This is a genomic window from Microbacterium aurugineum (assembly GCF_023101205.1).
Classification (GTDB): domain Bacteria; phylum Actinomycetota; class Actinomycetes; order Actinomycetales; family Microbacteriaceae; genus Microbacterium; species Microbacterium aurugineum.
Genome location: NZ_CP078078.1, coordinates 151,039 through 172,602 on the forward strand (window position 1 = coordinate 151,039; position 21,564 = coordinate 172,602).

General features: G+C 68.1%; 19 protein-coding genes. 13 read left to right on the top strand and 6 right to left on the bottom strand.

Annotated features, from left to right (window positions below; genetic code table 11):
* Positions 1 to 58: 58 nt before the first annotated feature.
* Positions 59 to 1,339 (bottom strand): ABC transporter substrate-binding protein, encoded by a 1,281-nt coding sequence (locus KV397_RS00740; RefSeq protein WP_261811921.1) that lies wholly within the window; start codon positions 1,337 to 1,339, stop codon positions 59 to 61.
* 121 nt (positions 1,340 to 1,460) lie between these two features.
* Positions 1,461 to 2,414 carry a zinc-binding dehydrogenase gene (locus KV397_RS00745; protein ID WP_261811922.1) on the bottom strand — a complete coding sequence of 318 codons (954 nt, stop codon included), beginning with the start codon at positions 2,412 to 2,414 and terminating at the stop codon, positions 1,461 to 1,463.
* Between the two features lie 180 nt (positions 2,415 to 2,594).
* Here KV397_RS00745 and KV397_RS00750 point away from each other — a divergent pair, with 180 nt between their 5' ends.
* The 12 genes from KV397_RS00750 (at position 2,595) to KV397_RS00805 (ending at position 14,892) form a co-directional block, all read left to right on the top strand.
* The gene (locus KV397_RS00750; protein WP_153243111.1) at positions 2,595 to 3,665 is read left to right on the top strand and encodes a Gfo/Idh/MocA family protein; all 1,071 of its coding nucleotides are present in this window, start codon (positions 2,595 to 2,597) and stop codon (positions 3,663 to 3,665) included.
* A gap of 35 nt (positions 3,666 to 3,700) precedes the next feature.
* The gene (locus tag KV397_RS00755) at positions 3,701 to 4,684 is read left to right on the top strand and encodes an ABC transporter permease (protein ID WP_153243110.1); all 984 of its coding nucleotides are present in this window, start codon (positions 3,701 to 3,703) and stop codon (positions 4,682 to 4,684) included.
* Positions 4,681 to 6,564 carry a dipeptide/oligopeptide/nickel ABC transporter permease/ATP-binding protein gene (locus KV397_RS00760; RefSeq protein ID WP_153243109.1) on the top strand — a complete coding sequence of 628 codons (1,884 nt, stop codon included), beginning with the start codon at positions 4,681 to 4,683 and terminating at the stop codon, positions 6,562 to 6,564. The genes KV397_RS00755 and KV397_RS00760 overlap by 4 nt, the downstream gene beginning before the upstream one ends.
* Positions 6,561 to 7,520 carry an ABC transporter ATP-binding protein gene (locus KV397_RS00765; protein ID WP_153243108.1) on the top strand — a complete coding sequence of 320 codons (960 nt, stop codon included), beginning with the start codon at positions 6,561 to 6,563 and terminating at the stop codon, positions 7,518 to 7,520. Before KV397_RS00760 ends, KV397_RS00765 begins: the two co-directional genes overlap by 4 nt.
* A gap of 79 nt (positions 7,521 to 7,599) precedes the next feature.
* Complete coding sequence (locus KV397_RS00770; RefSeq protein ID WP_194239301.1) at positions 7,600 to 9,243, top strand: ABC transporter substrate-binding protein; 1,644 nt, start codon at positions 7,600 to 7,602, stop codon at positions 9,241 to 9,243.
* Between the two features lie 115 nt (positions 9,244 to 9,358).
* Complete coding sequence (locus KV397_RS00775) at positions 9,359 to 10,006, top strand: ThuA domain-containing protein (protein ID WP_261811923.1); 648 nt, start codon at positions 9,359 to 9,361, stop codon at positions 10,004 to 10,006.
* Positions 10,003 to 10,767, top strand: coding sequence for a sugar phosphate isomerase/epimerase family protein (locus KV397_RS00780; protein WP_153243105.1), 765 nt, complete (start codon positions 10,003 to 10,005; stop codon positions 10,765 to 10,767). Before KV397_RS00775 ends, KV397_RS00780 begins: the two co-directional genes overlap by 4 nt.
* The gene (locus tag KV397_RS00785) at positions 10,764 to 11,747 is read left to right on the top strand and encodes an NAD-dependent epimerase/dehydratase family protein (protein WP_261811924.1); all 984 of its coding nucleotides are present in this window, start codon (positions 10,764 to 10,766) and stop codon (positions 11,745 to 11,747) included. The genes KV397_RS00780 and KV397_RS00785 overlap by 4 nt, the downstream gene beginning before the upstream one ends.
* A 1-nt stretch (position 11,748) precedes the next feature.
* A complete protein-coding gene (locus KV397_RS00790; protein WP_153243104.1) occupies positions 11,749 to 12,507 on the top strand; it encodes a sugar phosphate isomerase/epimerase family protein in 759 nt (252 codons plus the stop codon).
* Entirely contained in the window at positions 12,504 to 13,601 is a 1,098-nt protein-coding gene (locus KV397_RS00795) for a Gfo/Idh/MocA family protein (protein WP_153243103.1), read from the top strand. The genes KV397_RS00790 and KV397_RS00795 overlap by 4 nt, the downstream gene beginning before the upstream one ends.
* A gap of 100 nt (positions 13,602 to 13,701) precedes the next feature.
* On the top strand, positions 13,702 to 14,466 hold the full coding sequence (locus tag KV397_RS00800; protein ID WP_153243102.1) for a GntR family transcriptional regulator: 765 nt from the start codon (positions 13,702 to 13,704) through the stop codon (positions 14,464 to 14,466).
* Between the two features lie 57 nt (positions 14,467 to 14,523).
* Positions 14,524 to 14,892, top strand: a complete 369-nt coding sequence (locus tag KV397_RS00805) for a hypothetical protein (protein ID WP_153243101.1) — start codon at positions 14,524 to 14,526, stop codon at positions 14,890 to 14,892.
* Positions 14,893 to 15,098: 206 nt separating this feature from the next.
* On the opposite strand, the gene KV397_RS00810 is transcribed toward KV397_RS00805, so the two are convergent.
* The 4 genes from KV397_RS00810 to KV397_RS00825 are packed head-to-tail and all read right to left on the bottom strand — an operon-like array spanning position 15,099 to position 20,071.
* Positions 15,099 to 16,007: an N-acetylglucosamine kinase gene (locus tag KV397_RS00810; protein WP_227991836.1), complete on the bottom strand. Its 909-nt coding sequence runs from the start codon at positions 16,005 to 16,007 to the stop codon at positions 15,099 to 15,101.
* A complete protein-coding gene (locus KV397_RS00815; RefSeq protein ID WP_153243100.1) occupies positions 16,004 to 17,020 on the bottom strand; it encodes an SIS domain-containing protein in 1,017 nt (338 codons plus the stop codon). Before KV397_RS00815 ends, KV397_RS00810 begins: the two co-directional genes overlap by 4 nt.
* Positions 17,021 to 17,048: 28 nt before the next feature.
* On the bottom strand, positions 17,049 to 18,995 hold the full coding sequence (locus tag KV397_RS00820; RefSeq protein WP_261811925.1) for a primary-amine oxidase: 1,947 nt from the start codon (positions 18,993 to 18,995) through the stop codon (positions 17,049 to 17,051).
* A gap of 38 nt (positions 18,996 to 19,033) precedes the next feature.
* Positions 19,034 to 20,071 carry a Gfo/Idh/MocA family protein gene (locus KV397_RS00825; protein WP_153243098.1) on the bottom strand — a complete coding sequence of 346 codons (1,038 nt, stop codon included), beginning with the start codon at positions 20,069 to 20,071 and terminating at the stop codon, positions 19,034 to 19,036.
* Between the two features lie 206 nt (positions 20,072 to 20,277).
* Between KV397_RS00825 and KV397_RS00830 the strand changes: the two genes are divergently transcribed.
* Complete coding sequence (locus KV397_RS00830) at positions 20,278 to 21,555, top strand: ABC transporter substrate-binding protein (RefSeq protein WP_261811926.1); 1,278 nt, start codon at positions 20,278 to 20,280, stop codon at positions 21,553 to 21,555.
* The last annotated feature ends 9 nt before the right edge of the window (positions 21,556 to 21,564 follow it).

Genomic DNA, 21,564 nt, shown 5'->3' on the forward strand with positions numbered 1-21,564 from the left:
GGAGGGCTCCAGCAGTGAGGAGGGCGGCCCGGCGCTGTGGCCGGGCCGCCCAGACGGGTTACTTCGCGGCGACGTAGATGTCGTCGACGGTCTTGCAGATCGTCGCGGCATCGGTGCCGGGGGTGAACGCGACCGACGTCGCGCGGTACATCGGGTTGGACACATCGGCCGGCACGTAGATGTCGGGCATGACCGGGAAGTCGACGGACTCGGGCAGCTCGGTCAGCGACTGTGCGAGCAGCGGCGAGGTGACGCCGGACGTGTCGCCGCCGAAGTCGGCGACCGGGATCACGCCGCCTTCGTCGAGGATGCCCTTGAGCACATCGTTGCCGTACATGTAGGTGATGAGCTTCTCGACCGAGCCGATCTTCTCCTGGCCGTTCGGGCTGATCCACCAGCCGGCGGAGGTCGAGCCACGGTAGGCGAGAGGCTTGTCGAACGGTGCCCCCTCGGCGACGGGGAGTCCGCCGAGCACGGTCGCCGCGGCCAGCTCCTCCGACGCGGACGGGTAGGCCCACGAACCGAGCGGTGCGATCGCGGCCTGGCCATCGAGATACGCGGCCTGCGCCTGGTCGGCCGTGTAGCCCTCGACGCCGTCGACGAAGACGCCGGCGTTGCGCAGCTCGACCAGAAGCTCGATGCCCTTCATCGCGTCGGGGTTGTCGCACGTGGCGCCCTCGGCGTAGACCTGCTTGGCCTCTTCGGTGGAGAGGAACATCTCCAGGAACTGCAGGAAGATCTTCTGGCCCGACCAGTCGATGCCGCCGAGCACGACGGGTGCGATACCCGCGGCGCGCAGCTTCTCAGTGGCGTCGATGAGCTCGTCGGTCGTGGTCGGCACGGCATCGATACCGGCCTCGGCCAGCAGATCGGTGTTGTACCACCACGGCCACGTGAAGCCGGAGTAGGGGAAGGCACGGATGTTGTCTTCGGCGTCGGTCCAGTCGACCAGTGCGTCGTCGGGGATGCGGTCGGCGATGCCCCACTCTTCGATGTAGTTGTTCACGGGCACGACGGCACCGTTGATCGCCCAGTCGAGTTGCTTCTCGAGGAGTCCGACCAGCAGCACGTCGGCTTCTTCCCCGGCGAGGAGGGACGTCTCGTACACCTGGTTGAGGTTGTCTCCCGACTCGAGCACCTTGACCTCGATGCCGGTCTCTTCGGTGAACGCCTCGAAGGCGTCGAACAGCGGCTCATTCTGCGCCTGGCCGGCGGTCCAGTTGGTCTGGACGACGATCCGGTCAGGCGACGACGGCTCGCTGCTCGCGCAGCCGCCGAGGGCCGCGGCGAGCACGAACGCGCTGGCACCTGCCAGGGGGATGGACACGCGCTTCTGCACGGAGGACCTCCTTCTCGGGCCGGTCGGGTGCCGGCGGTTCCTGGAATGGTACTGTCTCGGACTCAAAGTGGTCAATACTGGTATTGAATCTCGTGATCAAACGGTGACACGTCGTTGGCTCTCAGTCCTGCTCGGGGAACACGACCACGCCCTTGACGAAGTCCGACGGCCTGGTCTCCATCAGCTCGTAGGCCTGGTCGACGTCTTCCAGAGCGAACGTGTGGGTGATGAGCGGCCGATAGCTGAAGCGGCCGTCGGCGATCATCGCGAGGCCGTCGGCCATCGCGCGCAACGTGCGCGGGCGTGACGGGGAGAAGCCGTTCACGATCGTCGCCCCCTTGTACCAGAGCTCCATGTCCATCGGGGCGTCTCCGGTGTGGTGGTACCCGACGATGCAGACGGTGCCGTACGGGCGTACGAGCGATGACGATGTCGCCAGTGCTGAGGTGGCACCCGCGGCCTCGATGACCACGTCCATCCGCTGTTCGCGGTCGCCCGTCGCCGAAGTGAACGCTGCGGGGAGTTCGTCGGGGTGGTGGGCCTCGTGGGCACCGAGTGCGAGCGCCCGTGCGCGCGCTGCGGGGTTCGGATCGACGGCCACCAGAAGCCCGGGAAGGCGGGCCGCGGCGAGCTGCACGAGCCCGAGACCCATGAATCCGAGGCCCACGACCGCGACGCGGTCGCCAGGGCGGATGCTGGTGCGCGAGAGGGCCTCTTCGAGGTCGGCGAGGGGCTCGCCGATCACATGCTCCGCCGCGAAGCCGGCGGGGACGCGCAGGATCGAGTCGGCGTCGAGGGTGACCTTCGTTGCGAAGCCGTCTCCGCCGAGGCCGGTGACGACCTCGCCGACGCTCCAGCGCCCGTGCGGATCGCCGACCGCGCTGATGCGCCCGACCGTCTCGTGCCCGAGCCGCACGGGAGCATCGGGGGTTCCATGCTCTCTCCACGGCGTGCGGTCCGATGTGCACACACCGCAGGCGAGCACGTCGATCACGACCTGTGAGGGCGTCGGGATCGGATCGGGCGCACTCACGATCTCGGAGCGGCGGGGGCCGATGACCTGGCTGATGAGCATGGATTTCTCCTCCGGCTGGCGTCGTTGCGATGGCCGCTCGCTTGTCTCAAATGGATAGCAAGTGGTTGTGCTCATCATAGAAGCGTATTAGCTTGGCCCTCAGTGGTATTTTTGTGGACTACTGCAAGTGCTCAAAGGAGAGGCCATAGTGTACCAATTCACCCATCGAGCAGGGCCGCGATGACGGCGGTCCGCACCGCAGCCGTGATCGGCGCGGGTTCGCAGGGTGCCGTGCACGCTTTCGGCCTCTCCCATATCCCGAACCTGCGCATCGTCGCGATCAGCGACGTCGACCAGGTGGCTGCGACCGCGCTTGCCGCACGCCACGACGCGCAGGCCTACACCGACGTCGAGCGCCTGTTCGCCGAGCAGCGCGTCGATCTACTGAGTGTGTGCGCTCCCGCAGCCGCTCACCCTGTCATCGTCGCCCTCGCCCTCGCACACGGGGTGACCGCGATCCACTGCGAGAAGCCCATGGCCCTCACCTACGGCGAAGCGCGCCGGTTGGTCGAGACCGCGGCCGCCCACGGAGCCACGCTGACCATCAACCATCAGCGCCGCTTCGATCGTATGCATCGCGCCGTACGCGAGCGCGTCGCCGGCGGAGCGATCGGTGAGCTCCTCGGCGCCCAGGGCTACTGCGCCAACCTATTCGACTGGGGATCGCACACGATCGACCTGCTGCGCCTGCACCTGGGCGACCCGACCGCGACCTCCGTCTTGGCGCAGATCGACGTCGCCGCGCGCAAGCGGGTCTACGGGGCGCCCACCGAGACTGCCGGAGTCGCCACGGTGCGCTTCGACTCGGGGATCGACGCGGTCATCACGACAGGACGCGACGAGCCGCTGCATCCGCTCGGCCACAACGGGATCGTGATCCAGGGCGCCAGCGGCAGGGTCGACGTGTTCGGCGGACGCGCCGTCATCCACGCCGACGGGGAGCTCCCGGTCGAGATCCTCGAGAGCGTCGGCGAGGAGTTCAGGATCGAGCTCGGCGGGGTCGACCCTGCCGTCATCGAGCAGACAGCCCTTGCCCTCGCCGACCTCGTGCACTCCGCCGAGACCGGCGCAGCGCCGGTGCTCGCCGCCCGCCACGGCCTCGCCGCCGCAGAGATCGTCTTCGCGGCCTATGAGTCGAGCGTGCGCCGCGGGCTGGTACGCCTTCCCCTTGATGTGTTCGACAACGCGCTGCAGCGCGGACTCGACGAGGGGCTGTGGGCACCGGCGACCGAGATCGTGTCGACGTACTGACTGAGAGAGATGGATGAGATGAGAGAGGCCGTGGCATGAGAGTGCTCCTGCGGCGAGGACTGTTCTATCTGATCACCGCGTTCGCGGCGATCACGATCAACTTCTTCCTGCCCCGGATGATGCCGGGAGACCCGATCGAACGCATGCTGACCCGATTTCAGGGACAGCTCAGCCCCGACGCGGTGTACGCGCTTCGCCAGCTGTTCGGTCAGGGCGACGACAACCTGTGGACCCAGTACTGGGAATACTGGGGCAACATCTTCACCGGCAACTTGGGGGTGTCGATCAGCGCCTACCCTGCGCAGGTGTCGACCATGATCCTGCAGGGACTGCCGTGGACGCTGTCACTCATCGGCATCTGCACCGTGCTCAGCTTCGTGATCGGCGTCGGTCTCGGCATGCTCGTCGGCTGGCGGCGCGGGTCCTGGCTCGATGGCCTCGTGCCGGCGACCACCTTCATCTCGTCGATCCCCTACTTCTGGTTCGGCCTGATCATGGTCTACATCTTCGCCGTGACGCTGCACTGGTTCCCCCTCTCCGGCGGCTATCAGCCGGGACTCATCCCCGGATGGAACCTCGAGTTCATCGGCAGCGTGATCTCCTACGGCATGCTCCCGGCGATCACGATCATCGTGTCGTCGATCGGTGGATGGCTGCTCGGCATGCGCAACATGATGGTCACCACCCTCAGCGAGGACTACGTGCTGCTCGCGCAGGCCAAGGGCCTCAAGACCGGTCGCGTCATGCGCACGTACGCGGGGCGCAACGCCGTGCTTCCCTCACTCGCCAGCTTCGCGATGTCGCTCGGCTTCCTGGTCGGCGGTTCGATCGTCACCGAGGTCGTCTTCAACTACCCGGGGCTCGGCTACACGCTCTTCCAGGCCGTGCAGCAGCAGGACTACCCGCTCATGCAGGGCATCTTCCTCGTGATCACCATCACCGTGCTCGTGGCCAACCTCGTGGCGGACTTCGCCTACGTGCTCCTCGACCCGCGCACCCGACAGGAGGCCCGCCGATGACAACCCCGCTCACCGCCACCATCGCCGCTCCGACGCCGACGCCGAAGAAGGGCCGCAACCTCGACTGGCTGCGCGGCCTGCGCTCGACGAAGATCATCGTCGGCGGAACCGTGTTCCTGTTCTTCGTGCTGGTCGCGATCTTCGGGCCCATGCTCCTCACGACCGACCCCAGCGCGGTGAGCACCGACGTGCTCCTCCCGCCCTCGCCCGAGCACTGGCTCGGCACCACCCACACCGGGCAGGACCTGTTCGCCCAGATGGTCTACGGCACCAGGATCTCGATGTTCGTCGGCGTGGTCTCGGCGTTCTTCGCGACTGGGCTGTCCCTGATCGTCGGCCTCACCGCCGGCTACGTGGGCGGGCTCGGCGACGAGCTCCTCTCGGTGCTCTCCAACATCTTTCTCGTGATCCCTGGCCTCCCGCTCGTCGTGATCCTCGCCGGCTACCTGCCCAGCACCGGATCGGTCGGCATCATCATCGTGATCGCGATCACCGGATGGGCGTGGGGCGCGAGGGTGCTGCGGGCCCAGACCCTGTCGCTGCGCAACCGCGACTTCGTCGAAGCAGCGCGCGTCGCCGGCGACCGCACCTTCCGCATCATCTGGAGCGAGATCCTCCCCAACATGCTCGCGATCGTCGCCTCGTCGTTCCTCGCGACCGTGACCGGCGGCATCCTCACCCAGGCCGGACTCGCGTTCCTCGGCATGACCGACGTGACCGAGTGGTCGTGGGGAGGCATCCTCTACTGGGCGCAGAACAGCTCGGCGCTGCTTTACGGCGCCTGGTGGTGGTTCGTCCCGCCGGGGCTCGCGATCGCCGTGGTCGGCACTGCACTGGCCCTGGTCAACTTCGGCATCGACGAGTTCGTCAACCCTCGACTGCGCGCCGCGGGGCTGGGCACCAAGGCCGGCACCAAGACGCAGTTCAAGCGTCCGCGCCAGCCACTGCTGAACCTGCGTCGTCCGCGCCGCGACCTCGACGACACCGGCGACTTCGTCGCGGGCGAGACCGTGCTGCAGATCTCGAACCTCACGGTCGAGTACCAGACGCACGATGGTGCCTTCCGCGCGGTCGACGACGTCAGCCTCACGCTCCACCGCGGCGAGATCGTCGGTCTTGCGGGCGAGTCGGGGTCAGGCAAGACCACGCTCGCGTACGCCGTGACACGGCTCCTGCGTCCGCCCGCTGTGATCACGAACGGCGAGATCGTCTACACGGGGCGCGACGGGGAGCACCTCGACGTGCTCGCCCTCGACGATCGCGACTTGAAGGCGTTTCGCTGGTCGGAGATCGCGATGGTGCTGCAGTCGGCCATGAACGCCCTGAACCCGGTGATCTCGATCGGCGACCAGATCGAGGACGTGTTCATCGATCACGATCTGCGCCTGAGCAAAGAGGAACGTCGTCGCCGCGCGGGCGAGCTGCTGCGCACAGTCGGCATCGACCCGATCCGCCTCGCCAGCTACCCGCACCAGCTCAGCGGCGGCATGCGTCAGCGCGTCATGATCGCCATGGCGCTGTCGCTCAAGCCGCGCGTGATCATCATGGATGAGCCCACCACCGCTCTCGACGTGATCGTGCAGCGCAGCATCATCGAGGAGATCGCGCGCCTGCGGCACGACTTCGGCTTCGCGGTGCTGTTCATCACGCACGACCTCGGGCTCCTGCTCGAGATCAGCGACCGCGTCGGCGTCATGCGCAAGGGACGCCTGGTGGAGGAGAACACCCCCGCCGCGCTGCTCGAGCATGCAGAGAACGACTACACCCGCCACTTGCTGAAGTCCTTCCCGAGTCTGCGCGGCAACGCGCCGATCGCGGGCGGCGGCCGCTACATCGCGGAGGACGGCGAGCACGCCTCCGAGGAAGTGGGAGCACGATGACCACCCTGCACGCGGTCAACCTCACCAAGGACTACCACCTCGGTCGACGCGGCGACACGCTGCGCGCGGTCGACGGCGTCTCACTCACGGTGCGGCCGGGCGAGACCGTCGCCCTGGTCGGAGAGTCCGGCAGCGGCAAGTCGACCATGGCGAAGATGATCCTGCGCATCACCGACCCCACCGGCGGCGAGCTGCGGCTCGACGACGACGTGGTCCCGCAGGGGCAGCAGGGCGTGCGCGCCTATCGTTCGCGGGTGCAGATGGTGTTCCAGGACCCTTTCGCGTCGCTCAACCCGCTGCGTACGGTGCGGCACCACTTGCGTCGACCGCTCCGGGTGCACCGCATCGTGCGCGGGCCGAAGGAGGAGCAGGCGGAGCTGGAGCGTCTGCTCGACTCGGTCAACCTGTCGGCGGAGTACCTCGACAAGTTTCCGCACGAGCTCTCCGGAGGCCAGCGCCAGCGCGTCGCGATCGCCCGGGCGCTCGCACCACGCCCCGAGGTTCTGATCGCCGATGAGCCTGTGTCGATGCTCGACGTGTCGATCCGCATGGAGATCCTCGAACTGCTCGACCGTCTCAAGCTCGACCGCAACCTCGCGGTGCTCTACATCACGCACGACCTCGCGACCGCGCGGCACTTCTCGAGCCAGATCGTGGTGATGCGCAACGGCCGTGTGGTCGAGCGCGGCCCGAGCGACGAGGTGATCGCGGCCCCCATCCACCCCTACACGCAGCTCCTGGTGCGCGCGGCCCCCGATCCGCGCTCCGATCCGTTCGAGGTCGATGTCGACCGACGCCTCCGCCACCCCGAAGTGCCGGTGGGCGATGCGGATCCGACCGGAGAGAGCGGCGTCGGCGGCGTCCACTGGGCGCGCGAGTGGGAGGGCGACGAGAGCGTCGCCCGCCTGCTCACCGACAGCCGCATCGCAGGGAAGGAGGGCACGGGCGTCGCCTAGCCGCGCCACCGCAGTTCCGCATGACCCCGCAGTGTCTTCGCAGTCCTATGACTCGCAGTCTCAACGAAAGGAAGTCGGCATGCCCACGCGCACGTCGAAACGAGCGGCCATCGCCACGCTGGCCGTCGCAGCACTGATCACCGGCCTCGCCGCTTGCGCCCCTAGCGGAGGTGGAGGTGAGGGAGGGGAGACCATCCTGACGGTCGGCCGCTCCTCGGCCGCCGTGCAGCAGGTGTTCAACCCGTACCTGCCCACCACCGCCTACCAGCTCGGCTCCGAGGGCATGATCTACGAGCCCCTCGTGCAGGTGAACACCACCAAAGCTGGCGACTTCAAGCCGTGGCTGGCCACCGAGTGGGAGTGGAACGATCAGGGCACCGAGCTCAGCCTGCAACTGCGCGACGGCGTCACCTGGACCGATGGCGAGGACTTCACCAGCGAAGACGTCGTCTACAGCTACGAGCTCATCAAGGAGCACCCGGAGCTGAATCTCACCGGCATCCAGTTCGACACGATCACCGCTCCCGACGAGCACTCGGTCGTGCTCACGTTCGAGAAGTCGTCGGCGAACTTCTTCGACAAGATCATCTACCTCAGCATCGTGCCGGAGCACGTCTACGGTGAGATCGACGACGTCGCGGGCTACGCCGACGAGAAGCCGGTCGGCACGGGCGCGTTCATGCTCGGCACGTTCACGCCCGAGAGCTACACGCTCGTGAAGAACCCGGACTACTGGCAGAAGGGCAAGCCCGCGATCGACGGTCTGCGTTTCGTCCCCTACAAGGACAACACCGCGGTCTCGCAGGCCATGGTGCAGGGCGACGTCGACTGGTGCAGCTGCTACATGGCCAACGTCGAGGAGACATTCCTCTCCAAGAGCGACGACTTCCACATCCTGTGGTCGGTCGTGGGCGCAGACGGCCTCATCACGAACAACCAGAACTTCCCGTTCAACGAGAAAGAGATCCGCGAGGCCGCGAGCCTGGCGATCGACCGCCAGCAGGTGGCCGACGTCGCCAACCGTCCGGCGGCGACGTGGAAGGGCGGCCTGCCGCTCCCGGTGTTCGAGGACTCCATCGCCCCCGGTCTCGAAGACGAGGTGTACGAGTACGACGTCGACGGCGCCAAGAAGATCCTCGAGGGCCTCGGCTTCACGATGGGCTCCGACGGCTACTACGAGCGAGGTGGCGAGCAGCTCGCTTTCGAGATCACGATCCCGCAGGCGTTCACCGAGCAGGTCGCGGCGGCGCAGATCATCCAGTCCAACCTCAAGGAGGCCGGATTCAAGGTCGACGTCAACGGCGTCGCGGTCGAGGCGATCAACGGCATCACCAGCAAGGGTGAGTTCCAGGCGACGATCGGGTACCCCATCGCGACTCAGCTGCTCGCAGTGAACCTGTACGACTCGTGGATGAACCCCGCCTACTCGCTGCCGATCGGCGAGGCCATCCCGACGTACCAGAACATTCAGCGGACCGAAGACCCCGAGATCGCGCAGTACTTCACGGACTACTTCGCCGCGACCGACGACGAGCAGCGCACCGCCGCCGTCACCGGTCTGCAGGAGCAGTTCATCGAGGAGACGCCGTGGGTCGTCCTCTCCTACTACCAGGCGTACGCCGGGTGGAGCGAGAAGAAGGCCACGGGCTGGCCGCAGGAGGCGGACCCGTACTGGGGCGCCTTCGTCAACCCGGTCGTCGCGCTGGAGCTGCAGCCGAAGTGACGACGACGGACGGCGTGCGCGCAGGCCGTCCGCACACATCAGGGGGCGTCTCCACGGAGGCGCCCCCGCCAACCCCGCACCGCCCCCGCATCACCCTCCGGAGGAGACCCGACCCATGTCCACCCGCGCCCTCGTCGTCGTCGGCGGCGACGACACTCACCACGACCTGCTCGGAGCCGCCGACGTGCTCACGCGCATCGGCTCGGCCGCCGGGTTCGTGACATCGCCAGCCGTCGGCATGCAGCGGTTCGTGAACCCTCGGCCCGAGACGGCGGATGCCGACGTGTACGTGCTCTATGACTCGGGCGCGGCATTCGGTGGTGACCAGCAGGCGGCGCTCGCCGCGGCTGTCGCCGCAGGCAAGGGCGTGGTGGCGCTGCACATGTCGAACGTGATGGGTGACCCGGAAGGGGCTGATCGCGCCTACCGTGACCTGCTCGGCAACCACTACCTCTCGCACGGACCCGGGTATCACGAGGGTCGTCATCGCATCGACGTCGTCGCCGCGCATCCGGTCACCGACGGGGTCGACGACTTCGAGCTGTTCGACGAGTATTACGAGTTCGCGTTCGCCGACGACGACCACACTGTGCTCGCCGAGCGCACGCGCGAGGACGGCGTGCGCATCCCGGTGCTCTACGTACGCGAGGTCGGTGAAGGGCGCGTGGTCTACCTCGCCCTCGGCCATGACATGCGCGCCTGGGGCGAGCCGTCGTTTCGTAGGATCCTCGCGCAGGCCATCCGTTGGGCGGGCCGCGCATGAGCCTGCCCGGCGCTGCGGTCATGCTCTACACCGTCGACGCCCTGCTCGACGACGACTTCGAGGGCGTGCTGGAGCGAATCGCCGCCCTCGGCTACACCGGGGTGGAGACCTATGGTCTGCACGGTCGCGCCGCGACCGACGTGAATCGGATGCTGCAGCGCACCGGGCTGCGCGTGGTCAGCTCGCACGCCCCCTTCCCGCACGGCCCCGACGCCGCCCGCATCCTCGACGAATATGCGGAGCTGGGCGCCCCGAACCTCGCCTGGAGCATGGAGGCCGAGGAGTTCGACGACCTCGACGCGATCGAGCGCGGGCTCGAGCGCGTGAACGGGGGCGTCGAAGCGGCCGCCGACTACGGCATGACCGTCGCGTACCACAACCACCACGCGGAGTTCCGGAACGTGATCGACGGCCGGACCGCCTACGAGCTGCTGCTGGCGCGGCTGCACCCACAGGCGCGAGTCGAACTCGACCTGTACTGGGCTGCGGTGGGCGGCGCCACGCCGGCGGACGTCGTTCGTTCCATCGGACCGCGCCTGCGGTACGTGCACGTGAAGGACGGCCCAGCTCTCACCTACGGGCAAGACACACTGGTGCCCATCGGTCAGGGAACGGTCGACGTGCTGGGCGCGCTGCGCGAGCCGTCGACCCTCGAGTGGCACATCGTCGAGCTGGAACGGCTCGACGTCGATCCCTTCGATGCTCTCGACGAGTCGTACCGCTACCTGACGGCACACGGCGTGACGGAGGGATCACGGTGAGCGCGCTGCGGGTGCTCTTCCTCGGCGGCGCCGGCATGATCGGCTCGGCGGTCGCGCGTGAGGCCGTGCAGCGGGGCATCGACCTCACGGTCGTGACGCGGGGAGAACACCGCCGCGCCCTGCCGTCCGACGTGCGGGCGATCCGCGCCGACGTGCGTGACGCGGCATCGCTCGACGCCGCGCTCGGTGCCGAGGAATACGACGCGGTCGTGAACTGGGTGGGCTTCACCCCGCAGGACGTCGAGTCCGACATCGCGCGCTTCGCCGGACGGACAAGACAGTACGTGTTCGTCAGCACGTGCTCGGTGTTCGGGCGCCCCGTGCCGCAGCTGCCGATCACCGAGTCCAGTCCGCGCCGGCATCCGGTCTTCGGCTACGCGCGGCAGAAGCTGGCGGCCGAGCTCGTGCTCGAGGAGGCGTACCGCGAACGCGGGCTGCCGCTGACGATCGTGCGCCCGATGCACACCTACGACGAGACGACGATGGTCTTCCCCGTCACGTGGACCGCGATCGAGCGGATGCGTCGGGGCGAGGCTTCGGTCGTTCACGGTGACGGCACCTCGCTGTGGACGCTGACCCACTCCAGCGATGTCGCCCGTGCACTCGTGCCGCTGCTCGGGAACGCACACGCCGTGGGGGAGAGCGTGAACCTCGTCAGCGGCGACATCCTCACGTGGGACCAGATCCACACCACTCTCGCGCAGGCGGCGGGCGTGCGGGAGCCCCTGCTCGTCCACCGCTCGAGCGAGTCGATCGGGCGCGAGATCCCCGGTTGGGGTGAGGCGCTGCAGGAGGACTTCCGCCACTCGATCCTGTTCGACACCGCGAAGCTGCGCCGACTGGTGCCCGGATTCCACCCGACTGTGACTTTCTCCGAAGGCGCTCGCCGCATCGTCGCGTGGCACGAGGAGGACGCGTCGCGCCGCGTGTTCGACGACGATCTCTCCGACGCCTTCGATCGCCTGATTCGGAACGGATGACATGACAGACACGCACCAGCGCGCCACCGACGCGCTCTCGATCCAGCTCTACAGCCTGCGCGCTGAACTCGGTGAGCATCGCGCGCAGACCCTCGAACGCCTCGCGGGGCTCGGACTTGCGCGGGTGGAGCCGTACGACATCCTCAGTGACCCCGCGCAGCTCGCCCACGAGCTGACCTCCGCCGGACTCGTCGCGCCGACCGCGCACGTCAAGCTCCTCGACGCCCCGCTCGACGATGCGATGTCGGCTGCGCGCACGGTCGGCGTCGAGACGCTCATCGTGCCGTGGGCGGAGCCCGCGCTCTTCCAGGACCGCGCGGGTGTGGCCTCCCTCGCGGAGCGGCTCAATGCGGCGACCGGGAGAGCAGCCGACGCGGGCATGCGTGTGGGCTATCACAACCACGAGTTCGAGTTCTCTGCGCGCATCGACGGCACGTCCGCCTGGGAGGTGCTCGTCGACCTGCTCGACGAGCGGGTCGTGCTCCAGCTCGACACCTACTGGGCGAGCGTCGGAGGTGCCGACGTGTTCGAGCTGCTGCCGAGGTTGTCCTCCCGCATCACCGCGGTGCACGTGAACGACGAGAAGCCGGAAGCGGATGATCCGCCCACTCTCGGCGTGCCGGTCGTCGGCCGGATGCCGGAGGTCACCGCGCTCGCCCGCGACATCGGTGCGCTCGTCGTCGTGGAGGTCGTCGTGGACGGCGACTCCTGGCCGGCCATCGAGCGCAATACGCAGTTCTTCGCGGAGGCGCTCTCGTGAGCGGCGCCCCGGTGCGCGTCGGTATCATCGGCGCCGGCAACATCTCCGACGAGTACCTCGCGACGCTGCAGGCCGCGTCGAGCGTCGAGGTCATCGGCATCTCAGACCTCGACCACGAGCGTGCGGCCGCACAGGCCGCCCGATTCGGTGTGCCGTTCGCGGGCAGTACCGAAGAACTCTTGGCCCTCCCCGCACTCGAGCTCATCGTGAATCTGACCGTCCCCGCGGTGCACGCGCAGGTCGCGCTGCAGGCGCTCACGGCGGGGAAACACGTGTGGGGCGAGAAGCCACTCACGCTCGACCGGGCGTCGGCGCGTGCGGTGCTCGATGCGGCAGTGGCGGCCGGACTGCGCGTGGGCAATGCTCCCGACACGGTGCTCGGGCGCGGCATCCAGCATTCTCAGCGACTGATCGCAGATGGCCGCATCGGCACGCCGCAAACCGTGCTCACCCTCATGCAGGGGCCGGGGCCCGATACATGGCATCCGCGGCCCGACTTCTTGTTCGCCCGGGGAGCGGGGCCGCTGTTCGACATCGGTCCGTACTACCTGACCACGCTCGCGCTACTGTTCGGGCCGATCGAGACGGTGCAGGCGCTCGGGCATCGGGCGTTCGATGTGCGCACCGTGCCTTACGGAGAACGAGCGGGCGCCCGTATCCCCGTCGAGGTGTGGACGCACGTGAGCGTGCTCACGCGGTTCCGCTCCGGGGTCGTCGGCACCTCGATCTACAGCTTCGATTCGCCGGTGCGCCGGCAGCTGTTCGAGGTCACGGGCTCCGGGGGAACGCTCACGGTTCCCGTGAGCGGGTTCGACGGGCCCAACCTCCTGGTTCCGGCCGGTCGGCCGCAACCGGAGCAGACGGAGCTCGTCCCTCCGGGCGTCGAGCGGGAACGCGGCATCGGGGTCGTGGAGATGGCCGAGGCGATCCGTGCCGACCGCGAGCCGCGGGCGAGCGGCGCCCTGGCCTACCACGTGCTCGATGCGATGATCGCGATCGAGGAGTCGATCGATGCGGACGTTCCGGTGCGGGTGGAGAGCACGTTCGATCCGGTCCCCGCGCTCGATCCCGAGTGGGGTACGAGCGCGTCTTGACCCGGAAGGTAACGCTTCGGACTTAGAATGGTCGTTACTGGTATGGTGCTCTCGCGCCGTGTACGGTTCAGAGTGGAAAACCACTTCCGAGGGGGCAGGAATGACGAGCATCAGTGAATCGCCGATTCGTGCGGACTATCCGGAGCCCCTGTGGATCCAGGCCGTCAATCTCATCAAGGTCGAGATCTCATCCGGTCGCCTCGCCGAGGGCATGCGGCTCCCTCCGGAGCGAGAGCTGTGCACGCAGCTCGGCATCAGCCGGGTGACGCTGCGCAAGGCTCTGCTGCAGCTCGTCGAAGAAGGAGTGCTGAGTTCCTCGCACGGGCGCGGGTGGTACGTCGCCTCGGCGCCTGTCGCCAAGGAGTGGCCGAACAGCCTGGAGTCGTTCAGCGAGACCGCACGCCGGATGGGCCTGGAGGCCACGTCGGTCGTGCTGCGCGCCGAGACCGGCCACGCGAGCCTCGACGAGGCCGAGGCCATCGGCGTCGCACCGGGCACTCCGATCTTCCGCCTCGACCGCATCCGTCTTCTCGACGGTGTGCCGATCGCGCTCGACGCCTCGGTCGTGCCTGCGGCGCTGCTGCCCGACGTTTCGAAGACCGACTTCGCTGTCGACTCGCTGTACGACCTGCTCGATGAGTCCGGCTCCGGACCCGAGCGCGCCGACAGTACCGTCGAGGCCCGCGAGGCCGATGCGCAGGCGGCCGAGGCGCTCCATGTGGCGCAGGGCAGCCCCCTGCTCGTGATGCGTCAGGTCGCGCACGGCTCCGACGGCCGCGTGGTCTCACTGTCGACCATCCGCTACGTGGGCGAACGCTACCGCCTTCGCACGGTCTTCACGCGTGGGGCGGGACCGACCCACTGATAGTCGCTCTTCCGTATGCGCGATCGGAGCGTTCGTCGGCGCGAAGGGCCTGGGCCGGTGCAGTTCGCGTTCACCGACAAGTCGGAGCCGCCGGGTACGGGAAGCGATGGTCCCTACCTGATGGCGGCTACACTGCCGCTCGGTTCCGAGGCGGCGCAGCTCGACGATCTGCGTGACATCGCTGGGGGCGATGAAGCCTCGGGGCGCTTCCAACTGCATCGGTACGACGACATCGGCTCCTTGAAGGACGATACGGTCGCGACGATGAGCGCTAGGCCTGCGCTGCATGGGGGCGTCGTGTGCCCTGCGGCAGGGAGCCGCCCGGAACGGACGAGGCGGATCTGCATGGAACGGATCCTCTGGGCGTTGGATCGCCGTGATGCCGTCACGCACGTCGTGTTCGAGTCCCGGGGGTGCGGAGGATGACCGACGTGACATCAAGCTGGGGCAGGCGCTCCGTGCGTCGGAGCGGTTGTCCTCTCGGATGCGGATCGATCACGCGCGCGGCGCGGACGAGCCGCTCCCCTGGCTGCCCGACGCCGTATGCGGTGCGGTGGATGGGCGAATCATGGGTCGTGACCGGGGGGGCGACCATCAGCTCTGGATCATCGAGGAGAAACGCAAAACCCGGGTCAGCCCAGGCGGTTCGCGAGGAACCAGGCGCCGGCGACGGGCTGGTCGCCGAGGATCACGAAGTCCAGCTCCGGATGCCGTGCCACGAGCAGTGCGCGCACCGATGCGGCCAGCCGGGGCTGAGCGGTGATCACGCCGCCGGCCGCCACGACGGTGCGGCCTGCGGCACCGCGGCGACGCAGTTGATCGACCAGGCGCACGAGGTGTGAGGCGCCGTCGTCGATCACTCCGACGGCGAGGGTCGACCCGGCGTCGGCGGCGCGGAACACCGCGGGGGCGTGCGGGCCCCAGTTGGCCATGGTCGGCTCGTCGTTGACGATGCGCGCGAGGCGCTCGGCGTCGGCGACGTCGAAGTCGGCGAGCAGTGCGCCGAGGAGTCCGTCGTCGGGCGCGCCATCGTCATACGCGAGGAGCGCGGCCCTCGTGGCCTCGCGGACCAGTCCTGCGGCCCCCGCCTCGTCACCGATGACCCAGCCCCAGCCGCCCGTCACGAGCGGTGCTCCCGCGGCATCCGCACCGACGCCGATGGCGCCGGTGCCCGCGATCAGCCCGATGCCTTCCGTGAGGCCGGCTGCCGGCACGAGGAGGGCTGCGTCGTTGACGCACTGCACGCGGGTGAAGCCGTGCGTACGCAGCGCGTGCTCCAGGTCGTGCGCGACCTCAGACCTGTCGAGGCCCTGTGCGCCGATCGCGAGCGCGCGGACAGACGCCCCTGAGGGCAGTGCCCGTGCGAGCACGTCGACCAACCAGGCGGCAGCAGCATCCGCCGGCTCTGCGTCCCACTCCGCCGAGCTCACCACGACGTCGGTGACGACGCGTCCGGTCACATCGGTCGCGCGGACCGCGGCCTTGGTGCCGCCCACGTCCATGCCGACGATGAGAGCCGTCGTGTCGTCGGCTGCCGTCACTGTGCGGCCCCGACATCCACCTTCGTGTCGCCGTTGTGGAACACGAACTCCTCGATCTCCACGCCTCGCGACTGCGCGACGGCGGCGACGAGTCCCTGCAGGAACAGCGCCTCGAGCAGGGCGCGCGCATTCGACGAGCTGTGCGGCAGGCGGATCGTCTCGAGGTTCTTGGCGCCGTCGACGTCGTCGGTCGTGACGAGGATGACGCGGTGCCCCGCACCGCTGAGCGTGCGGGCGACCTCGTGCTCGCGTTCTTCACCGAACAAGATGTGCGCGCCCTCGCCCGCCGACTCCATCGAGCCGTGCAAGTACTGGCGCGTGCCCATCGCGCTGGCGGGAATGCGCGCGACCTCGCGGAACAACAGTGCTCCGGCCTCGGCTGATCCGGTCGACGCGCCCCCGCCGACGAAGTCGAGGCTCGGCGCGGAGGCGATCAGAGCCGCAGCGCGGTCGATCTGTGGGGCGAGCATGGCCTCAGTCTTGCGGAAGAGTGCGGCGAAGTCGTGCCAGGCCGGGTCGACGGCGCCGCCGGCCCAGGCCTCCGACAGCATGCCGAGCGCGACGACGGTGGCGGTGTACCCGATGGTCGAGGCGTAACTGTCGGGGATCGACCCCAACCCGACCAGGCTCGTCGCGAGGTCGGAAAGCGGCGACGGTACGGTGTTCACCACGCCGTACCGGAGCGCGGTCGGGATCGTGTTCAGCGCCGCGATGGTCTCGCTGCTGCGTCCGCTCTGCGAGACCGCGATGACGGGGTGCTCTCCGGTGGCCAGCGGCAGCGGGGTGTCGCCGGCATCCAGTCGCCACGCGGTGATGCCGCGCTTGCGCAGGTGCCAGACGGCGGGAGCGGCAGCGGCGAGGCTCGCGCCGATGCCGAGGAAGAGTGGTCCGACCTCGCCCAGCGCGCCGTGGGCGGCCAGCTCGTCGACCTGCCGCTCGATGTGTGGGATCGCGGTCGCGAGGGCGTCGGCCTGGGCTGCGGTCGCCTCGGCGTAGCTGATGTATCCGTCCATGTCGTTCCTTGTGCTCGTGCTCGTCGGGTCAATGCCCGGCGTGGTGGTCGTGGTGGTCCGCCGATGGCGCGCAGTGATCGGCGGTACCGGGGATGTCGAGGGAAGGGTTGCGCCCGAAGAACCCGTGCGGTTTGAGCACGAACCCGGCGGTGTCGACCGGCATGATCGGCCAGTCCTCGATGCGCGGGAAATGCGTGAGCCCGAACGTGTGCCACAGCACGATGTCGGTGCCGTCGACGGGTCGATCCGCCGCGACCCACTGCGGGATGCCGGCGCCACCCGGATGCAGGTTCACGAAGTCTCCTGCCGGGTACAGCTCGTCGGGCTCGTAGGCCGTGACCCACAGGTGCTTGGTCGTGAAGGTGGCGCGCCTGTGGATGTCGGAGTCGGCATCGGCGAGCAGCAGCGGCTTACCCTCGGGGTAGAGCACCCAGCCGACCGGCTCACCGAGGCGGTTCTGCACCTCGGTGTTGCCGACGAACCACACTCGTCCCGTGAGGTTGTCCGCGACGCGCTGCGCTTCCGACTCGGTGCGCAGTCGGGTGATCTTCTGCGTGAATCCGGTGCCGTGCGGGTTCTCCGGCCCGCGCGGCACAGCGGCTGCCTCGATCTCGTCGACGGCGTTCGTGAGGCCGTCGACGGCGACGTCGAGGCGCGCGCTGAACAGGTGCTGGTGGTTCGGGGCGCCGAGGCCGGGGGCCACTTCGGTCGCGAACGGGTAGCCCTTGCCCGGGTAGGCGGACGTGAAGACGATGCCGGTGGCCTTGACCTCGAACTCGATCGTGCCGTCGAGGCCGAAGTACCAGTAGAAGCCGTAGTCGTAGTTACCCACGGTCATGAAGAAGCTCACGACGAGTCGACGGTTGCGTCGGGTCTCTGAAGAGCCGTTCCAGTTGTCGGAGTGCTTCCAGAGCACACCTGCATCCTCCTCGTGGATGCAGATCGCCTGGCGCACCACGCGGGCGTCTCCGTCGTTGCCTGCGACGACGGCATCCAGGTAGGTGATGTCGCCGACGCAGTCGCAACCCAGCTCGAGGGAGTTCGCGAAGCCGCCGAAGAGGTACTCGCCGCCGTCGAAGAAGTTCTGGAACCAGCGCTGTGGGCTGGGGTCGCCGTAGGGCACGACCATCTCGGCGATCGAGGCGCGGTAGAGCACCGAGCGCTGCACATCACCGTCGGCGATCGACACGTCATGCAGAACCAGGCCTTCGCGCTGGTCGAAGCCGACCTGCAGGCGCCAGCCGGCCCAGTCGAGCACGCCATTCTCGTCGATCGTGAAGCTGGGGCCCTCCGGCTGGGAGATGGCGATGGGCTTGAGCCCTTCGCGGTCGGGGCCGCGCCACGACTCCAGGTGGTAGTTGCCGTCTTCCTGCGGCACGGGGAGGTCGACGTAGTCGATCACGTCGAGCACTTCGCCCGTCACGACGTCGACCATCACGGTCACGCCGTCCACAGGGTGGGCCCATCCGAGGTCGTCCGGCGTGCGCTGCACGAACGTGAAGCAGCGCTGGATGCGGCGCCCGCTCTCGTGGTCGGCGAGCACCCCGGCCGAGAGCGGGTTGACGCGCAGCTGACTCAGATCGGTCAGTCCTCGCTTGGCCATCGCGGCGATCCAGCGCTCGTCCTTGTGCACGACCTCTTCGACGTAGCCGAATTCGCGGAGCACCACGGGTACGGCGCCGTCGACGGCGGGGTCGAGCTCGCGCGACGACACGACGCTGCCCGAAGCCGGATCGACCACGACGTCGTGCGAGACGCCGGTGGTCATGTCGATCAGGAAGCTCCGAACGAGTCGGGGGAGCGACTCTCCCGTGAGCACGCGGCGCTTGTCCGGCGCGATCAGGCCCACGTAGGAGTAGTGCGTGTTCGAGGTCGCGATCCCCGCGGCCTCGAGGGCTGCGCGGTTGGCGACGATCTCCTCGGCAGTGAGGGTCGCAAGCAGCGCGTTGGCGCCGGCTGGCAGTGTGTTCGTCATTCGTCCGGTCTCCTTATCTGGCGTCGGGGGTGGGATGCTCAGCGCTCGAGGCGCACGGGTTCCCAGGTACCCGAGCGCATGGCCCGGTAGCAGGCGTCGAGGATGCAGTTGACGATCCATCCGTCTTCGAACGTCTCCATCGGCGTCGTGCCTGCCGCGTAGTGGTCGATGAAGTGGCGCATCTGCTGCGAGAAGCCGTAGGCGCGCGTCTCTTCGGGGACGGGGTGCACCCATCCGGTCTCGGAGTCGGCCTTCTCGACCAGATAGCCGGTCGGGCGTCCGAGGAATCCCCACACCGGGGTCACGGACGTGTCGGTGACGAGGCGGCCCTCGGTGCCGCTGAACTCGTGCCGCAGCTGCATTCCGCCCTTCTCCGCCCAAGACGACTCGATGATCGCGAGCTGTCCTTTGGCGAACTTGAGCAGGGCGACGGCGGTGTCCTCGCCAGTGGTCTTATCGGTGTGGACCAGCGTCGACCCCCATGCGAACACCTCGGTGACAGGGTTGTCCTTGCCGAAGAAGTGCCTGGCCGACTCGACGGTGTGGCAGCCCATGTCGAGCAGGGCGCCTCCGCCGGCGGTTTCGGCATCCCAGAAGTGCGGGGCGTGCGGACCGGAGTGTGCTTCGCGGGCACGCATGGTGAGCAGCTCGCCGATGCCCCCGGCCTTGGCCATCTCGTGCGCCTTGGCCACGTTGGGGGAGAACACCGAGCTCTCGGCGTAGCCGTGCCAGACGCCGGCCTCCTCGACGATGCGCAGAATCTCGGCGGCCTCCGCTCCTGTGCGCGCGAGCGGCTTGGTGCAGATGATGCCCTTGCCGGCGGCCGCTGCGATGCGAACCGCGTCGACATGGGCCTCGTTCGGCAGGGCGACCACGACGACGTCGATGTCGGGGTTCGCGCAGAGCTCTGCGATGTCGGTGTAGGTCTGCGGGCTGTTCCAGCGGGCGGCGAAGTCAGCGCCGCGTTCGGCGTCGCGGGAGAAGTTCGCAGCGAGCACGCCGTCGCGCACGTCGAGCAGGGAGTCGGCGTACGAGTCAGCGATGAACCCGGAGCCGAGGATGCCGACACGAATCACGGGGGCCTCCTTCGAGAGTTGTTGTCCACAAGATACCACTTGTCTTATGAATGTCTAGCAGAACGGAGATAGTAAGGACAATCATTGAATTATTTAGATACCTCTTGCTACCGCATTGAGACCTATATATGCTGACCAGCACCGCGCGCCGCCGCAATGGTGTGGCAGGTCCTCCCGAGACCGCGCGTCCGCTCAGAGAGAAGGTCATGATGCGTTCTGCCACAGCACCACTCGCCGCCCTCGCCGTCACCACGCTCGCCCTCGGTCTTGCCGGATGCGCGGTTGGCAGCGGTGACGATCCCGACTCGGTCACCCTCACGCTCGGCACCTGGCGCACGGAAGACGCCACGATGTGGGAGAACGACATCATCCCCGCGTTCGAGGCCAGCCACCCCGGTATCACAGTCGAGTACGCGCCCATCGATACGAACGACTACAACGCCGCGATCCAGTCGCAGATCGACGGCGGCACCGGTCCAGACGTGATCATGTGCCGCCCCTTCGACGTCAACCGGGCATGGATCGACAAGGGCTATTTCGAGCCACTCGACGGGCTCGACGCGATCGGCTCGTTCCCCGAATCCGCGCTCGCCGCCTGGGAGGGCGACGACGGTACGCCGTACTGCGTGCCCGTCGCCTCCGTCCTCGCCGGCTTCTACTACAACGCCGCGATCTTCGATGAGCTGGGGCTCGAGGTGCCGCAGACGCAGGAGGAGTTCCTCGAGGTGCTCGACGCGATCAAGGAGGACGGACAGTACGCGCCGCTCGCTCTGGGCAGTGCCGACGGCTGGCAGCTCGCGTACAACATGCTGTACCAGGTCGGACCCAACGCCTGGAAGGGCGAAGAGGGCCGGCTCGGACTCATCGACGGCACGCAGAGGCTGACCGACCCCGACTTCGTCGAGGGCTTCCGCATCTTCGACTCCTTCAAGGGCTACCTGCCGAACGGCTTCGAGTCGATCTCGTATGAAGATATGACGCAGCTGTTCACGCTCGGCAAGGCGGCGATCCTGCCCGACGGCTCTTGGCAGATTTCCCAGGTCACTTCGACCGGTCTCGACGTCGGCGTCTTCGGGGCGCCGCCCGCAGCCAAGGGCGACCAGCGTTACCAGCAGGAGATGGCCGACATGGCCTTCGGTCTGAACGCCGCCAGCACGCAGAAGGAGGCCGCGACCGAGTTCCTGGAGTGGCTCGGCACGAGCGAGTTCCAGCAGCTGTACGTCAACAAGCTGCCCGGCTTCTTCTCGATGGGCGGTGAACCCGTCAAGTACGACAACGCGCTGGCGCAGGAGTTCGCCGACCTGAAGGAGGGAGCCGAGCTCACCTCTCGTCTCGCGCTCGACCGTCTGAGTGCAGGACAGCCGCCGCTCGACGACGAGATCTGGCGTGTCGCGCAACTCATGTACAACAGCGGGCTCAGCCCCGAGGAGGCGACAGCCGAGCTGCAGGCCGGCCTCGACTCCTGGTACACGCCCGCGCAGTGAGGTCCGGCC

Bases quoted from the DNA above. Each gene is read 5' to 3' on its own strand.
- KV397_RS00745 (WP_261811922.1), bottom strand. From the start codon at position 2,414: ATGCTCATCAGCCAGGTCATCGGCCCCCGCCGCTCCGAGATCGTGAGT.
- KV397_RS00750 (WP_153243111.1), top strand. From the start codon at position 2,595: ATGACGGCGGTCCGCACCGCAGCCGTGATCGGCGCGGGTTCGCAGGGT.
- KV397_RS00755 (WP_153243110.1), top strand. From the start codon at position 3,701: ATGAGAGTGCTCCTGCGGCGAGGACTGTTCTATCTGATCACCGCGTTC.
- KV397_RS00760 (WP_153243109.1), top strand. From the start codon at position 4,681: ATGACAACCCCGCTCACCGCCACCATCGCCGCTCCGACGCCGACGCCG.
- KV397_RS00765 (WP_153243108.1), top strand. From the start codon at position 6,561: ATGACCACCCTGCACGCGGTCAACCTCACCAAGGACTACCACCTCGGT.
- KV397_RS00770 (WP_194239301.1), top strand. From the start codon at position 7,600: ATGCCCACGCGCACGTCGAAACGAGCGGCCATCGCCACGCTGGCCGTC.
- KV397_RS00775 (WP_261811923.1), top strand. From the start codon at position 9,359: ATGTCCACCCGCGCCCTCGTCGTCGTCGGCGGCGACGACACTCACCAC.
- KV397_RS00780 (WP_153243105.1), top strand. From the start codon at position 10,003: ATGAGCCTGCCCGGCGCTGCGGTCATGCTCTACACCGTCGACGCCCTG.
- KV397_RS00790 (WP_153243104.1), top strand. From the start codon at position 11,749: ATGACAGACACGCACCAGCGCGCCACCGACGCGCTCTCGATCCAGCTC.
- KV397_RS00800 (WP_153243102.1), top strand. From the start codon at position 13,702: ATGACGAGCATCAGTGAATCGCCGATTCGTGCGGACTATCCGGAGCCC.
- KV397_RS00815 (WP_153243100.1), bottom strand. From the start codon at position 17,020: ATGGACGGATACATCAGCTACGCCGAGGCGACCGCAGCCCAGGCCGAC.
- KV397_RS00820 (WP_261811925.1), bottom strand. From the start codon at position 18,995: ATGACGAACACACTGCCAGCCGGCGCCAACGCGCTGCTTGCGACCCTC.
- KV397_RS00830 (WP_261811926.1), top strand. From the start codon at position 20,278: ATGATGCGTTCTGCCACAGCACCACTCGCCGCCCTCGCCGTCACCACG.